This is a genomic window from Candidatus Seongchinamella marina (assembly GCF_026262685.1).
In the GTDB taxonomy this organism is placed as follows: domain Bacteria; phylum Pseudomonadota; class Gammaproteobacteria; order Pseudomonadales; family Halieaceae; genus Halioglobus; species Halioglobus marinus.
This window is the reverse complement of record NZ_SHNP01000001.1, coordinates 963,744-978,469: the sequence shown is the minus strand read 5'-3', so window position 1 is coordinate 978,469 and position 14,726 is coordinate 963,744. Positions and strand designations below refer to the sequence as shown.

Sequence of the window (14,726 nt, the reverse complement as noted above, 5' to 3'; positions counted from 1 at the left end):
TTTTCTAAGCCCCGAATTATCGCAAGCAGCAACACCAAGCAGGCATCTGCGTTCGGAGCATTGCGTGGCGCAAACTCTTGCGAGTATGGCGCCATATCCCATGACCTGACTAGATGCATTCAGTAAACTGCCTGCTCTCATCCATGCTGACAGGAAAGAAAAATAAATGTCTGACAAGGTATTGCGCATCGGCGGGGCCAGCGGCTTCTGGGGCGACGCAGCTCGAGCAACTCCACAGCTGCTAAGCGCCGGCGAGCTGGACTACATCGTTTATGACTATCTGGCGGAAATCACCATGTCCATCATGGCCAGAGGTCGGGCCAAGGACGAGACCAAGGGTTACGCCGTCGATTTTGTCACGGCGGCCATGAAACCGAACTTGCGCCTGGTCGCCGAACGCGGCGTAAAAGTCATTTCCAATGCAGGCGGCACCAATCCCCGGGCCTGCGCTAATGCACTGCGTGCGGAAATTGCCGCGCAGGGCCTCGCACTCAAAGTCGCCTGTGTCAGTGGTGACGATTTAATGCCGCAAACAGCACAGCTGTCCGCTAGTGGAGTCCGAGAGATGTTCTCTGACGAAGAATTCCCGGCGGTAGAGCGAATACAAAGCATCAACGCCTATCTTGGAGCATTCCCAATAGCCAGGGCACTTGGTCTGGGTGCCGATATTGTAGTGACTGGCCGATGCGTGGATAGCGCGGTTACGCTAGGTGCCTGTATTCATGAATTTAACTGGAACAGGGACGATCTTGACCAGTTGGCTCAAGGCTCCTTAGCTGGACACATACTCGAGTGTGGCCCGCAGGCCACCGGCGGTAATTTCACCGACTGGGAGCAGATCACTGGCATGGCCAATATGGGCTACCCCATCGCTGAGATAGCAGCGAATGGCAGTTTCATCTGCAGCAAACCTGCTAACACTGGCGGCCTGGTAACCGTGGGCACGGTCAGCGAACAAATGCTCTACGAAATTGGAGATCCACAGGCGTACATGCTGCCCGACGTGATTTGCGATTTTTCTACTGCGATTCTGGCGCAGGTGGATGACAACAGAGTCAGCGTTAGCGGCGCAACGGGTCGCCCTGCTCCCGATACTTACAAGGTCAGTGCCACCTATGCGGACCAGTTTCGTGGCGGTGTCTATATGAGTTTTTATGGCCTGGACGCCGATCGCAAGGCAAACGCCCTGGGCAAAGCCGTGTTCGAAGCATCGCGCAATGTGTTCAGCGCAGTTGGCCTTGACGACTTCAGTGAAACCAGCATCGAACTGCTGGGCACCGAAAGCCAGTATGGTGATTTTTCAGCAGTAGAGGACTGTCGTGAAGTGGTGATGAAAATAGCCGCCAAACATCCGGACATGATGGGCATTGGCATCATGCTAAAGGAGTCTGTAGGCCTGGGGCTAGCAACGCCACCGGGGCTGTCCGGTTTTGCCGGAGGGCGCCCCAAACCCTCTCCCGTTGTCCGCTTGTTCTCTTTTCTTATCGACAAGGCAAGAGTGGAGGTCAGCATTGACCTCGATGGACAGACGACTCCCTGTGATGAAGTGCGCGGGCAACCGCTTAATGTGGACCACATCGAAAGACCATGCGCTCCAGATAGTGCGGCCGCGGAACCATCAGTTAACGTTCCACTCATAAAACTCGCCTGGGGACGCAGCGGCGACAAGGGGGCTAAAGCCAATGTGGGCATCATTGCTCGCGATCCAAGCTATCTGCCTTACATCTACCAGGCCCTTAGTATTGAAGCTGTCACTGCCCGATTTGCGCATTTTCTGGAGAGCAGCGAGCCCGGTGCTGTGGAGCGATTCCTCCTTCCTGGATCAAATGCTATTAACTTCTTACTGCACGAGGTACTCGGCGGTGGCGGCATAGCCAGCATTCGCAATGACCCACAGGGCAAGGGCTATGCGCAGTTACTGCTATCCGTTCCGATTCCTGTTCCGGCATCAATCGCGGAGACTCTTTCATGAGCATATTCAAGTCCAAAATCAATACGAATTCCGAAGGCTTCCGCAAAAACAGGGAAGACATGATGGAGCATATTCAAAAGCTGCGTGAACTGAACAGCCGGGGAGCAACAATTTCCGAGAAGCGTCGCCCGCGCTTCGAGGCTAGAGGACAACTCACTCCCCGCGAAAGACTAGCTCGCCTGCTGGACCCCGGTATGCCATTTATGTCTATCGGTAATATCGCTGGTTATTTACTGGACACTGACGATCCAGACAAATCAGTGCCCGGCTCTACAGTAATGTCTGGTATTGGTTTTATCGGTGGCGTTCGCTGCATCATTGTCGTGGATGACAGTGGAATTCAGGCAGGTTCATTAACGGTTGCTGGCGGCTATCGTATCACCAGGGCAGAAGAAATTGCTCTGGAACAACAGCTTCCACTGGTGCATCTGGTTGAAAGTGCTGGCGGCGATCTTATCAAGTACACCGTGGAGAGTTTCTCCAACGGCGGCTTCCTGTTTGGCAATCTGGCGAAGTTATCAAAGGCTGGTATTCCAGTGATTTCGATTCTGCACGGCTCATCTACCGCCGGCGGAGCCTACATGCCCGGTTTATCTGATTACGTTATTGCGGTTAAAGGCAATGGCAGGGCGTTTCTTGCCGGTCCGCCACTGCTCAAAGCTGCCACCGGAGAAATAGCCAACGAGGAGGAACTGGGTGGCGCAGAAATGCACGCTAATATATCGGGTCTAACCGACTACCTCGCAGAAAATGATGGCCAGGCGGTGCAGATGTGCCGAGAGCTTATTCACCGATTACGTTGGAATAAGAGTTGTAACGCGCCAAACAGAGGCCACTACCTGGAACCTCTTTACGATCCCGATGAAATCGCTGGCGTGATCCCCTGCGATTATCGCACCCCCTATGATATGCGTGAACTCGTTGCACGTATCGTCGACGGCTCCGACTTTATGGACTTCAAATCACGCTATGGTTCAGCCACCGTCTGTTTGCAGGCGGAAATATTCGGTTTACCCGTCGGTATTATTGGCAACAACGGCCCCATAGACCCCGATGGAGCGAATAAGGCGACGCAATTTTTGCAGCTCTGCGATCAATCAGATATTCCAATGGTGTTCCTACAGAATACAACCGGCTACATCGTTGGCACCAAATCTGAACAAGCAGGGATGATCAAGCACGGCGCAAAAATGATCCAGGCAGTGCGAAATCTTGAAGTACCCCGTATTACCTTAATGACCGGCGCCAGCTTCGGCGCAGGAAACTATGGCATGTGCGGTCGCGGCTATGAGCCTGACTTTCTCTACACTTTTCCCCAAGCGCGTATGGGAGTCATGGGCGGAGAACAAGCAGCGAAAACCATGTCCATGGTTGCGCGAGGCAAAGCTGAAGCCGCCGGTCAGGATGTGGACGAGAACGTTATTGCGCAGCAAGAAGCTTATCTCGCCAATCTCTTTGACAGTCAGTCCAGTGCTTACTACACCTCTGGTCATATGTTGGATGACGGCATGATAGATCCACGTGATTCGCGAAAAACGCTCGGGTTTCTGTTGGAAACCGTATGGGAAAAGCGCAATCGCACGGTGAGAGAAAACAGTTTCGGCATCGCTAGAGTGTAATCTGCAGGAGATAACAAATGACGACATTACCCCAAACCAAGTGCCTGGTCCTTGAACAGCAAGGTAGCGTCCTGACGATTTGGTTTAATCGGCCAGAAGCTAAAAACGCGCTGTCCGCAGAGATGGTAGAAGAAATGGAAGCGGTGTTAGACGCGGTGAGAGAGGATCGCTCGTTGCGCACCCTCATTCTTCGCGGCAAAGGCGGCATGTTCTGCGCCGGCGGTGACATCAAGGGATTCAAATCCGGGCTACAGAGCGGCGCACCTGACGAAGAGGAGATAGCGAGGGGCAATCGCAGCTTTGGCAACTTGATGGTCAAATTGAATGAGCAGCCCCAGGCAACCATTATGCTTGTTGAGGGCGCTGCAATCGGCGGCGGTCTGGGTCTCGCCTGCGTCGGCGATATCACCATAGTGACGAGGGACGCCAGGTTTCGACTCAGTGAAACCAGTCTCGGTATACCGCCAGCGCAGATCGCACCTTTCGTCACAGAACGTGTAGGTCTTACGCAGGCTCGCCGGTTGATGATGACCGGCGCCCGGTTCAAAGGTAGCGAGGCGGTCGACTACGGCATTGGACACATTCTCGCAGAAGATGCCAATGACATGGAAGCCAAATGCGAGGGCGTGCTTGAACAAATCAGGCTTTGTGCACCGAGTGCGAATGCCGCAACGAAACAAATAGTCTTCGAAACGACTCGCCGAACACGTTCTGATGCTCTGGATTTCGCCTCGCAAGGCTTCGCCAAGTGCATGCTGAGCGACGAGGGCAAGGAGGGCGTTAGCGCCTTTGTGGAAAAGCGCAAACCCAGCTGGGCAGCAGAATAGGAAGCGGAGAAAACAATGACCAAATTTTCCAGCATATTGATCGCTAACCGGGGTGAGATAGCCTGCCGGGTAATTCGCACTGCCAAAGCACAGGGCTATCGTACTGTCGCGGTGTATTCTGATGCAGACGCAGGAGCTCCCCACGTAAAAATGGCCGATGAAGCTATCTTCATCGGACCCAGCCCTGTTAACGAGTCCTACCTGGTACAGGAAAAAATTATTGAGGCGGCGAGAATCAGTGGAGCACAAGCCGTCCATCCCGGTTATGGCTTCCTCAGTGAAAATGCGGACTTCGCCGTCGCTTGCGAGGCGGCTGGCCTGATTTTTATCGGCCCCAGCCCCGATGCCATTCATCTGATGGGCAATAAGGCAGAAGCCAAACGCCGCATGCTAGACGCTAAGGTACCCTGTGTCCCCGGCTATGAAGGTGCAGACCAAAGCGACAGGGTACTGATCGCTGAAGGCGAGAAAATCAACGCTCCATTAATGGTGAAGGCGGCGGCAGGCGGCGGTGGCAGAGGCATGCGCCTGGTGAACGACGTGGCTGAACTGGTCAACGCCATCAAACTAGCGCGCGCCGAGGCTGAATCAGCCTTTGGCAACGGTGAACTCATTCTGGAAAAGGCCATCGTGCGGCCTCGCCATGTAGAGGTGCAGGTATTTGCTGACACTCAGGGAAATACGATTCACCTGGGAGAGCGCGACTGTTCGGTGCAACGCCGCCACCAAAAAGTAATTGAGGAAGCGCCCTGCCCCGTCATGACCGACACCTTGCGCGCCGAGATGGGTGCAGCAGCTGTAGCAGCCGCAAAAAGCATTCATTATCGCGGTGCCGGTACGGTTGAATTTTTGCTGGACGAAAAAGGCAATTTCTACTTTCTTGAAATGAACACACGTTTACAGGTCGAGCATCCAGTCACCGAACTGATTACCGGCCTGGACCTTGTTGCACTGCAACTACAGGTGGCCCAAGGAGAGCCCCTGGGACTTAACCAGAAGGACATTACGCTCACCGGACATGCCATTGAGGCCCGCTTGTACACGGAAGATCCCGCTCAAAATTTCTTGCCAAGCTCAGGATCGATAGACCTATGGTCTCCTGCCAGCGGCGTTGGCGTGCGTATCGACAGTGGTATCTGCACAGGCCAGGAAATTTCACCTTTTTATGACCCGATGGTCGCTAAAGTAATAGCCCACGGTCCGACACGGGATATCGCCCGTCTGCGCCTGATCGAAGCCCTGAACGCAACCGTATTATTCGGCGCCACACATAACAGCGACTTCCTGGTGGCCTGCCTTGAGAAACGGTGTTTTGCAGAGGGCCAGGCCACCACAGCTTTTATCGCCGAGGAATTTGCGGAGGGAGAGACAAGCAGTCCGGAGCCCGATTTTACCGATAGCGCTGTCGCCGCGGCACTACAGCTATCACTTGAATACGAGGAGCTTTACGATCGCGCAGTCATTGTTGCCCCCCAGTTACGCAACTGGGCCAGCGCCAGCCCACTGATCTCCCGAAAAAAATATACCCACAGTGAGGTAACTACCCACGATTTGAGCGTGACGCCCCTTAGCGACAAGCTCTACAAAGTATTCAACGCAGATAACGAGGTCAGCGTTGAGCTGATCTCAACGGAAGGCACCACTGCTCACATTAGTATCGATGGCATGCAACACACTGTCCGATACATGAAACCCCGTGTGGGAAAAATTTATTTGTCTATAAACAGTCGAACCAACGTTTACGAGGATCAAATTCGGCTTGATGGCCAGCAGGATGAGGTTGACGGTAGCGGTAAAGTCGTCGCTCCAATGCACGGTCTATTACTGGAAATAAGAGTTAGCGCAGGAGACAAGGTAGCAAGCGGGCAGACTCTCGCTGTACTGGAAGCGATGAAAATGCACTATGAGATTGTCGCCGACGCCTCAGGTACCGTTACCGAAGTGCTGGTAGAACCCAATAACCAGGTCGCTGCGGACGACTTGCTCATCGACATCGATACAGAAGCCTGAACAGCATTTAAGCGTTAGCAAGGTTCGCCCGAACTACGAAGCTTTCACCGGCCAGGTTAACTGCCAGAGGGCTATTCCCGCCTCCCGGCGGTTTCTTGCCAATGGCTAACTGGAACGCTGAGCCATCAAGTGCTTTTGCGACGCCATCAAACGGCGCGTCGCGCTGAACACTGACATTTCAGGTCTGGCACGCCCGGTGCGTCCCAATTCATCAATCTGCGCGTAAAACCAATACTGCACGCTAAACGTCGCCATGGTACGAAGTGTCTGGCTGCGATTAAGAAAGCTCAGCCAACGGGGAAACAAAGACAGCTCATTCTCATAACGTGGAAGCTCATCGAGTCCCTTAAATAACTGTTCCGGCGCATCAGTCATCACACACATGGGACGTCCAATACCGATGATGTCTGCTCCTGCAGTAGCGACCGCCTGCTCCATTGCGTCGCGCCGACGAAAACCACCGGTCACCATGAATGGAATTGAAACCTGCTCGCGCATGGCGACGGCAAAATCAACAAAATAAGCCTCTCGCTGCTGGGTAGACTGCGCCACCTCCTGCGGATCAACCTCTTCTACCCCTTCCACACCCAGAAGTTTGGGTTGCTCGTAAGTACCACCTGAGATCTCTAATAAATCGACACCTTCTCGCTGTAACCACTGCGCAACCTGCAAGCTATCGGCAAAATCAAATCCACCTCGCTGGAAATCTGCGCTGTTCAGCTTAACCGCCACGGGAAAAGAGGGGCCAACACTCTCACGCACAGCGCGCACAACCTCAAGTAACATTCTCGCACGATTTTCGAGCACCCCTCCGTATTGATCGGTGCGCACATTAGAGCGCGGGCTGAGAAACTGGGATAACAAGTAACCGTGAGCAGCATGAACTTGCACGCCAGTAAAACCTGCCTCCTTAACCGCCCGGGCGCACAGCGCAAAGCGGCCCACAAGGTCTTGTATTTCAGCTTCAGTAAGCGCCACGGGCTCGCCGAACTGTCCACCAGGTAGCCCAAGTTTCACTGCAGAGGGGGCCTTGGGATGCGGATTAACGTTGTTCTGGGTCTGTCTTCCCGCGTGACTGATCTGCGCCCAGAAGTGATTACCCTGGCGTGTGCCTGCCTGCGCCCAAGAGGCGAGAGCAGCCTTCATCTGCTCATTCGGCTCCCGATCTATAACCACATTACCTGGTCGTTCCAAATGGTCGGCATCCACTTGTATATTGCCTGACAGCAACATGCCTGCGCCCCCGTCACTCCATAACCCGTAAAGCGTTTCAAGCTCGGGGGTAGGCAACCCATCGGCTGAAGCGAGACCCTCTGTCATCGCGGCCTTGGCGATACGATTGGCAAGTGTGGCTCCACAGGGCAGGATTAACGATTCCTTCAATGGTCTCGAGCTGGCTGAATTTTTTTGCATAGTTTTGGTTATCGCTATTTTTTTATTCAGTCACCCCGCACCCGGGGTTGGGTGCAGAGCTTATGAAGATCAGGCTTCGCGGCAAAAACGCGCAATACTGGCTGCGGTTTCGCGGCTCACGTCCGGACAGGCCACGGCAAAAATCTCGGTTCCGTGAATGGTACCCATCACCTGCAAACAGCGGGCGGCCACGCCAGCACGCAGCAGCAAACGATAAAAGGCAATGCCCTCGTCTCGCAACGGGTCACATTCATTGACACTGATAACTGTGGGCGGCAGCCCCTTTACATCTTCTTCTGAGGCAAAGTCTGGCCATGCCAGTGGATTTCCGTTCTCGAATTCAGCAATACCATAGGCCACAGCGCCATGATTATTATGAAGATCCAGTAATAAGCCGTTGTTTTCCACCGACGAAGGGTAACGGTCCTGCGGCCAGGCGCCTGCGATGTAGGGGCATAACGCATAGAGCCCCCTGACCAAACCAATATCGCCATCATTCTTCAGCTGTAAACCAGTGGCGAGTGTCAAGTTGCCGCCGCCGCTCTCACCAGAGACAATAATATGCTGGGAGTCGACACCCAACGCCTCGGCCTGGCTCACCAGCCAGCGTAGCCCTGATACGCAATCATTTAGCCCCGCCGGAAATGGCGCGACTTCGGGCGCTGAGGACGGCGTTACGCAGTTTCGGAAATCAACCATCGCCACCGCGACTCCCTGAGCAGCGATGATCTTACCCCATGCGCGATAAAGCCCGTTAAAGCAGGACATGGACTGCATACCACCGCCATGGATGTAATAAACGCACGGTAGATGCTGATCAGAATCAGGACGGATGAACTGGATTTTGATGGTATTGCCGTCCGGCTGCGAGACAAATTCATGCTCTGTGATACTCAGCCCATCAGAAGGCGCAACCTGTTCATTGTCTGCCAGCTCAAACATTGCGGTCATTTCGTTCATCCGCGCCAAGCTTTCCGGCCTACTCGCTCTCTCTAGTAATTTCTCCCGGTTCTCAACATTCTTTGCAGCCGCGACTGGCATGGAGCCCATTAATTCCTTGATACGCGGATCTATGCGGGGATCATCACTTAATTTACTCATTCACTCGCTTCCGATTTTGAGACAGAGGGCCGGCAGTATAAACAGCGAACGTTTAGATGTCGCTTTCTTTGAAATTTTGCTGGGCGGGGAAACCTAATTCAGGTACTTAACAAACCAGGCCAGTGCCTCACCTCTTGAAGCGCTGAGGTTTTCTCCCTGGTACATTTCGTAGTGGCCACCAGGGTAAGTGACATAACGCGAGGGTAGTCGCCCTTTTATCGATTCATACAACAGCCCCCCGTTTTTCGAGGGGTCGAATAAGGTCTCGTCTTCAGCATCAATGATCAATGTTGGCGCATCCAGCCGATTCAGCGTAGCCAATGGCTCGAACTGCTTTAATGCAACCCAGTCTGGATAACCGCGAAGACGCGGATCGCTTTCACTTTCAGGCCCAGGATAAGGCGGTATTTCACCTCTCGCTGCCTCGGCCTCCGCTTGCCTCATCATTTCTGCAGGCAACTGCTTTAAATTGTAGGAATAATTCACTGGTCCCATCTGAGTGACATAGGCCTTAATGCGATCGTCGCCGGTCGCGCTCACCAGTGCCAGAGCGCCACCCATGGAGGTACCCCATATACCGAGTTTGTTCGACATTACACCGGGTTCACCCCCGAGATAATGAAGAGCTGCCCTGACATCAGCAGCCATAGAAAAAGGGCTAACCACCTTGCGAACATGAGTGGCTTTGAGTGTTACCTCCGCTGATTCTTCGGTAGGCTCAAGCTTTGTCGCCGCGAGTAACGGTCCGTCGCTTTTACCCCAACCCTTGAAATCGAAGGCAAGCACGACAAACCCTGCCTCTGCGAAGTAGCTAGCATAGTTCTTGCCCACGTTTTCTTTGTTACCGCCCCAGCCCGGAACCATCAAGATGCCGGGCAACTTGTGACCGTCAATACTGTCATGAGGACGATATACATCGCCGGCAAGGCGCACGCCCTGACTCCAGATGATCACAGCTTCGCGATCAACTCCCCCCGGCGCCTCGGGGCCGGCGTTGACCCACAGTGGAGCAAAGCAGCTCAGAATGACAACAGCCGACGCAAGCCGTGCTTTAAAACCGGAGACAACATTTTTGCGCTGATGCATGCTAGCTGCTCTCGTTAACTTCCATTGTGCTAGAAGTTGTAGGTCAACCTGAGGCCGTATGTGCGCGGCGCTGTAAGATCGTAACCGGTTGTATCGTTGATAGTACTGGGCCGCCCTTTAAAGAAAACCTCGCGATCATCATTGATGTTTTTGACATAAGCAGTGACTTCCCAGGTCAGGTCAGTGGAACCAGCAGATAGACGAGCATCCCAACGATCATAGCTATCCAGCAGATCATAATCATCGTTGTTGAACAGCGATGTGTACTGCTCGTCGGTATACAGGTAACTGGTGGTCGCCATCCAGTTAAGGGACAGCATTTCCCAGTCATAAATCAGATTGGCAGAAAAACTGGTTTCCGGAGTGAGTGGAAAACTGTTGCCGGCAAGATCCTGAGCTTCAGTGCACAACAGATCCTGGCTGTTGCCTTCTCTGAGCGGGCCAAGGCTACAGGCTTCGTTGTCTACTGAGCTGAAATCCTTATATTCCGTGTCGTTGTAGGATGCGGCCATACTGAAGGTCAAGCCTTCAGTGAGCAGTGCTACCAGTTCCATCTCAACGCCCCAGGCTTCTGCTTCTTCTGCATTCTCATAAACAGTCAGAGGCACGCCTTCAACAATGTCCGACCTGAGTACCTGCAGATCCTCGTAATCGTAAAGGTAAACCGCAGTGGTCAAATTCAGGCGTTGATCCCAGAACGTTCCTTTGTAGCCTATTTCGAACGACAACAAATCTTCAGGGTCTACTGCCCCGACCTGGTCAGCCCCAGTAGGGGTCATTAAATTGAAGCCACCCGAGCGATAACCGGTTGCAGCAAAACCGTACACAAAGTGATCGTCATTAAAGAAATGATCCACGCCTACACGCCAGGTCACCTTATTCCAGTCGTCCTTGATATCACGGTAAACAGTTGGGTCATCCGGATCGCCAACCCACTGGACAAAATAATTATCGCTAGCGTCTTTTTCATCGTAGGTGTAGCGCAAGCCGAGGGTCAGGATAGTATCGAGAGTCATATCCCAGTTCATCTGTCCGTAAGCAGCATATGAGGTAGTTTCGATGGCCGCTTCACCGCGGAATAAGTAGCCATCCTCCAAATCCACTGGCACGGGCCCACTGCCCACGAAGGTCGCAAGAACGGCGTAAGTCTCCCTCAACTCCTGGTTATGCTCGATAAACGCCAGCGCCTGATCTTCTTCACTGTCATAGTAGTAAAGACCACCGATGAAATTTATATCGCCATCGAAGTCGCTGATAAACTGCAGCTCATGCGAGGTGAACGTAGACTCCTGAGAAAATGGACGAGTGGTATCCGCAGGCGTAAACGTGTAACCGGTGAGAAGAGAAACAGGCAATCCGGGCGCCAACTCCAACTGACTCCAATCCAGGCCGGAATCCTCAGCGCGAATTAAATCTGCATCGTAATCGGAAGCATATTCAAACTTGGAATATCCGAAGGTGTACTTAAGTGCAAAGCTGTCAGCATCATAATCGCTAATAAAAATTGCAGAATCACGCTCATTATCCACAAACGGTTTGCGATCGATTGATACATCTTTTTCATTGCGCAGGGCTGGATTGTCTCTGGTCATCCCCTGCAAAGTATTTACAAAGCTCTCTCCGGGAAAGAAACCCCCAAAGTTAAGCTGAGTTCCAGTTTCTACATCGTTGACAATCGGTATGAAGTCAGTCGAAAAAGCGTCAAGCACGTAAGGGTTTTCTGGCGTCGTACTGCCGTCGCGAGTATACACTTTTAAAGAGTTACTCCAGCGATCAGTCGTATCGTGAGTGAAGGCGACTGTTCCGTAAGTACTCTCCGCTAGATCATAATCTCGACCGCTATCTACGTCCTGTTGAAAGCCTTCTTTACGCTCAATTTTTGACAATGCTGCCAGTACCGAAAGCTTATCGGTCACCGGACCGCTGGCAATGCCCTGGAGAATATAGGAATCGTAATTACCCAATTCGGCGACGATCTTTCCTCCCCACTCCTGCGTTGGCTGCTTACTGATGAAATTGATCGCACCACCGATAGAGTTGCGTCCGTACAGGGTACCCTGAGGTCCACGCAATACTTCGATACGATCGATATCGAGGAAGTTGGAATAACTGAAGACATCGTTCTCGGTGTTGTAGACGCCGTCCCAATAGAGCCCAACGCCCGGGTCTGAACCCAGTGCTACGGTGGGACGTCCAATACCCCTGATACTGATACGGCTGGGGGCTATAGTGAGAGAGGGGGTGCGTGCCGAAATATCCTGAGCATTCTCAATACCCAACTGGTCACGCATTCCCGAGTCGAAGGCAGTGACCGCAGTCGCCGTTTCCATCAGGTTGGATTCCACGCGATTGGCCACAACTACGACCTCTTCCAGCACCATCTGTGCAGACGCTGCAGATGCGGCCAAGCCTGCTGTGGCGGCCGCCAGTGCGAGCGCTAGTCTCTTTTTGCTATTAGCGTTCATGCGTGTCCTCATTTTGAATTAATTAGTAGTTATGCTAATTTAATATTTAATATTTAGCATGTCTACAAATTTTATATCTATTTCCAGTATTACTCGGTTATACTAGCCATGATGCAACGTATAGCCACGCCAAAAAAAGAGAAGGCCAAACGCACTCAGGAGCGAACCGAAATCACCCGGCAAAAACTGCTGGATGCGGCCACGCACCTGTTCGCCTATCGCGGCTATGACGGCGTTACCGTTAGGGACATAGAGAAATCGGCGGATGTCCACCGGGGGCTTGTGGCTTATCACTTTGCTGACAAGGATTCGCTCTGGCGGGCAGTGGCAGATGCCTGTTTTGGGCAAATGCGTGGCAAAATTGACCAGCGCTTTGTAATTCTCAAGGAGTTGTCCAAGGAAGAGCAGCTGGCCACTATTGTAAGGTTCTACGTGCACTTTAGTGCCTCTCATCCCGAGGTCAGCGCACTGGTAAGCCAGGAAGCAACAACGAAGTCCTGGCGTATTCAACACCTCATAGACGGCCATATCAGGCCTGCCTGCATTGCCATGGAAACCCTCGCAAACCAAACCCTGGGACTGGATCGCGAAGATTTTGTGCACTGGTACTACATACTGATCAGCGCCAGTTCAACACTGTTCTACTTCGCCCCTGAGTGCGAACTACTGTTTAATGTTGAATCAAGAACAGATGCAGTGGTTGAAAGGCACGCCGAAATACTGGTTAAATTGCTGGTCAGAAACGCTTCTGCGTTTAACTGAGGCTCGCGACTTAGTCCTTGAATTCCGGCTTCTCACGCTGCGCAATTTTTCCCATGATTTCCCTGTGCCTTGCCTCACTCATTGGATAACGATTGGAAATCAAAACGGTGGCAATGAAAAAGAACAACAGTACCGGGCCAGAAAGAATCGCCAGCTTTATGATTGCCTCAACGGGCACAGTCTCCGGTGTCGCCGACTTGGGGAACTCGATGATGTCCAAACCGATACCCGCTAAAAAGCTGCCCAATCCATAGCTGGCCTTGGTTGCGAAAGAGCGAGCAGCAAAAAACAGGCCCTCCTCACGCTTGCCGCAGTTTAATTGATGTTCATCGATACTGTCTGACAGCATCGAGTCGAGCAAGATCATGTAGGCAATGAAAAAGATCTGCGAAATACCGTTGACGCTAAATACCAGGGTAAACTTCAGGGCATCATCTACCTGGCCCAAAAACCCACCGAAATAAAGTATCTGTGGTGAGAATGCGAAAAATCCGCCAGTGATCACGCAGATTCTGAGTGCCCGCTTTTTATCGAAACGAGCAGAAAGCCCCTGAGCCACCCACGAAGCAAAAGTAATGCCTATTAAAACTGAGCTTGCGAGTCCGGCGAGGTGCCCCGGCTTGAACTCAAACACATAAGTTGCCACGTAAATCATCAGTGTTTGTGACACTCCCGCCAGGGTAGAAAACATCAGGATTGCTGCAAACAATACCCGAAACGAGTCGAGTTTCAGCGTTCTGAATACACCGATAAACGCCAGCCAGGCGGTAGACTCATTGCCTGTTATCACCGGCTTGCTAAGTTCAGGAATAGACCGCCAGGTGCCGGCAACAGACAACAGCATGGCGGTAGAACCCATCATCCCGCAAAACAAGCCAAAGCCAGGGTAACTGGCTTTGTTGAGCATCCCGTTGGGATACATTTCTGACGGTGGAAAGAACAGGGAAAAACCGACCACGCTGGTGACCAGGATACCGGCATACGCGAAGAATACCCGGTAGCCAATCAGTGATGTCCTCCCATAATAGTCCTTGGCCAGCTCTGCACCCAGGGACAGGTGGGGCACATAAAACAGTGTCAGCATTAGCCTGACGCTGATTGCACCTCCAAGCATCCACGCAAACAAGGCCGCTTGGGACAAATCAGCTGGCGGGCTGAACAAAATAAATATCGCTATACCAAAGGGCACAGCCCCGGCTAGCATGAAAGGATGACGCCTTCCCCACCGCGACTGAAATCGGTCCGACAATTGCCCCACCATGGGGTCAGTGATTGCATCCACTAATAGCGCCAGCAGTGCCGCCGAACCCGCTAGACTGCCCGACAACCCCAACACTTGATTGTAATAAAAAAACAGAAAGGTGCTAAAAGCAGATTGCTTGACGCCGTCGGATAACTGTCCGACACCGTAACTGAGTCGTGTACTAAGTGGTATCGCTGCCATTAAACAAGCTGCTCCGGCCGAGGACTG

General features: G+C 52.7%; 10 protein-coding genes. 5 read left to right on the top strand and 5 right to left on the bottom strand.

The annotated features are described in order from the left end of the window. Window positions 1–166: 166 nt before the first annotated feature. The 4 genes from EYC87_RS04390 to EYC87_RS04375 are packed head-to-tail and all read left to right on the top strand — an operon-like array spanning window position 167 to window position 6,428. On the top strand, window positions 167–1,972 hold the full coding sequence (locus tag EYC87_RS04390) for an acyclic terpene utilization AtuA family protein (protein ID WP_279251779.1): 1,806 nt from the start codon (window positions 167–169) through the stop codon (window positions 1,970–1,972). After that, a complete protein-coding gene (locus tag EYC87_RS04385) occupies window positions 1,969–3,591 on the top strand; it encodes an acyl-CoA carboxylase subunit beta (protein ID WP_007230252.1) in 1,623 nt (540 codons plus the stop codon). The genes EYC87_RS04390 and EYC87_RS04385 overlap by 4 nt, the downstream gene beginning before the upstream one ends. 17 nt (window positions 3,592–3,608) lie before the next feature. Then, the gene (locus EYC87_RS04380) at window positions 3,609–4,418 is read left to right on the top strand and encodes an enoyl-CoA hydratase/isomerase family protein (RefSeq protein ID WP_279251778.1); all 810 of its coding nucleotides are present in this window, start codon (window positions 3,609–3,611) and stop codon (window positions 4,416–4,418) included. 15 nt (window positions 4,419–4,433) lie between these two features. Further along, the gene (locus tag EYC87_RS04375) at window positions 4,434–6,428 is read left to right on the top strand and encodes an acetyl-CoA carboxylase biotin carboxylase subunit (protein ID WP_279251777.1); all 1,995 of its coding nucleotides are present in this window, start codon (window positions 4,434–4,436) and stop codon (window positions 6,426–6,428) included. 105 nt (window positions 6,429–6,533) lie between these two features. Here the strand turns inward: EYC87_RS04375 and EYC87_RS04370 are convergent, their stop codons facing one another. From EYC87_RS04370 to EYC87_RS04355, 4 genes are all read right to left on the bottom strand, one after another. Further along, entirely contained in the window at window positions 6,534–7,841 is a 1,308-nt protein-coding gene (locus EYC87_RS04370; protein WP_279251776.1) for an NADH:flavin oxidoreductase/NADH oxidase family protein, read from the bottom strand. 69 nt (window positions 7,842–7,910) lie between these two features. Beyond that, window positions 7,911–8,942, bottom strand: coding sequence for an alpha/beta hydrolase (locus tag EYC87_RS04365; protein WP_279251775.1), 1,032 nt, complete (start codon window positions 8,940–8,942; stop codon window positions 7,911–7,913). A gap of 93 nt (window positions 8,943–9,035) precedes the next feature. Next, window positions 9,036–10,028, bottom strand: coding sequence for an alpha/beta hydrolase (locus EYC87_RS04360; protein WP_279251774.1), 993 nt, complete (start codon window positions 10,026–10,028; stop codon window positions 9,036–9,038). 29 nt (window positions 10,029–10,057) lie between these two features. Then, complete coding sequence (locus tag EYC87_RS04355) at window positions 10,058–12,493, bottom strand: TonB-dependent receptor (RefSeq protein ID WP_279251773.1); 2,436 nt, start codon at window positions 12,491–12,493, stop codon at window positions 10,058–10,060. 108 nt (window positions 12,494–12,601) lie between these two features. Between EYC87_RS04355 and EYC87_RS04350 the strand changes: the two genes are divergently transcribed. Beyond that, window positions 12,602–13,255, top strand: coding sequence for a TetR/AcrR family transcriptional regulator (locus tag EYC87_RS04350; RefSeq protein ID WP_279251772.1), 654 nt, complete (start codon window positions 12,602–12,604; stop codon window positions 13,253–13,255). Between the two features lie 10 nt (window positions 13,256–13,265). Here the strand turns inward: EYC87_RS04350 and EYC87_RS04345 are convergent, their stop codons facing one another. Next, window positions 13,266–14,699, bottom strand: a complete 1,434-nt coding sequence (locus tag EYC87_RS04345; protein WP_279251771.1) for an MFS transporter — start codon at window positions 14,697–14,699, stop codon at window positions 13,266–13,268. Between the last annotated feature and the right edge of the window lie 27 nt (window positions 14,700–14,726).

Excerpts from the sequence above, each read along its gene's own strand:
- EYC87_RS04375 (WP_279251777.1), top strand. The coding sequence starts at position 4,434 with ATGACCAAATTTTCCAGCATATTGATCGCTAACCGGGGTGAGATAGCC.
- EYC87_RS04345 (WP_279251771.1), bottom strand. The coding sequence starts at position 14,699 with ATGGCAGCGATACCACTTAGTACACGACTCAGTTACGGTGTCGGACAG.
- EYC87_RS04350 (WP_279251772.1), top strand. The coding sequence starts at position 12,602 with ATGATGCAACGTATAGCCACGCCAAAAAAAGAGAAGGCCAAACGCACT.
- EYC87_RS04385 (WP_007230252.1), top strand. The coding sequence starts at position 1,969 with ATGAGCATATTCAAGTCCAAAATCAATACGAATTCCGAAGGCTTCCGC.
- EYC87_RS04370 (WP_279251776.1), bottom strand. The coding sequence starts at position 7,841 with ATGCAAAAAAATTCAGCCAGCTCGAGACCATTGAAGGAATCGTTAATC.
- EYC87_RS04380 (WP_279251778.1), top strand. The coding sequence starts at position 3,609 with ATGACGACATTACCCCAAACCAAGTGCCTGGTCCTTGAACAGCAAGGT.
- EYC87_RS04355 (WP_279251773.1), bottom strand. The coding sequence starts at position 12,493 with ATGAACGCTAATAGCAAAAAGAGACTAGCGCTCGCACTGGCGGCCGCC.
- EYC87_RS04360 (WP_279251774.1), bottom strand. The coding sequence starts at position 10,028 with ATGCATCAGCGCAAAAATGTTGTCTCCGGTTTTAAAGCACGGCTTGCG.
- EYC87_RS04390 (WP_279251779.1), top strand. The coding sequence starts at position 167 with ATGTCTGACAAGGTATTGCGCATCGGCGGGGCCAGCGGCTTCTGGGGC.
- EYC87_RS04365 (WP_279251775.1), bottom strand. The coding sequence starts at position 8,942 with ATGAGTAAATTAAGTGATGATCCCCGCATAGATCCGCGTATCAAGGAA.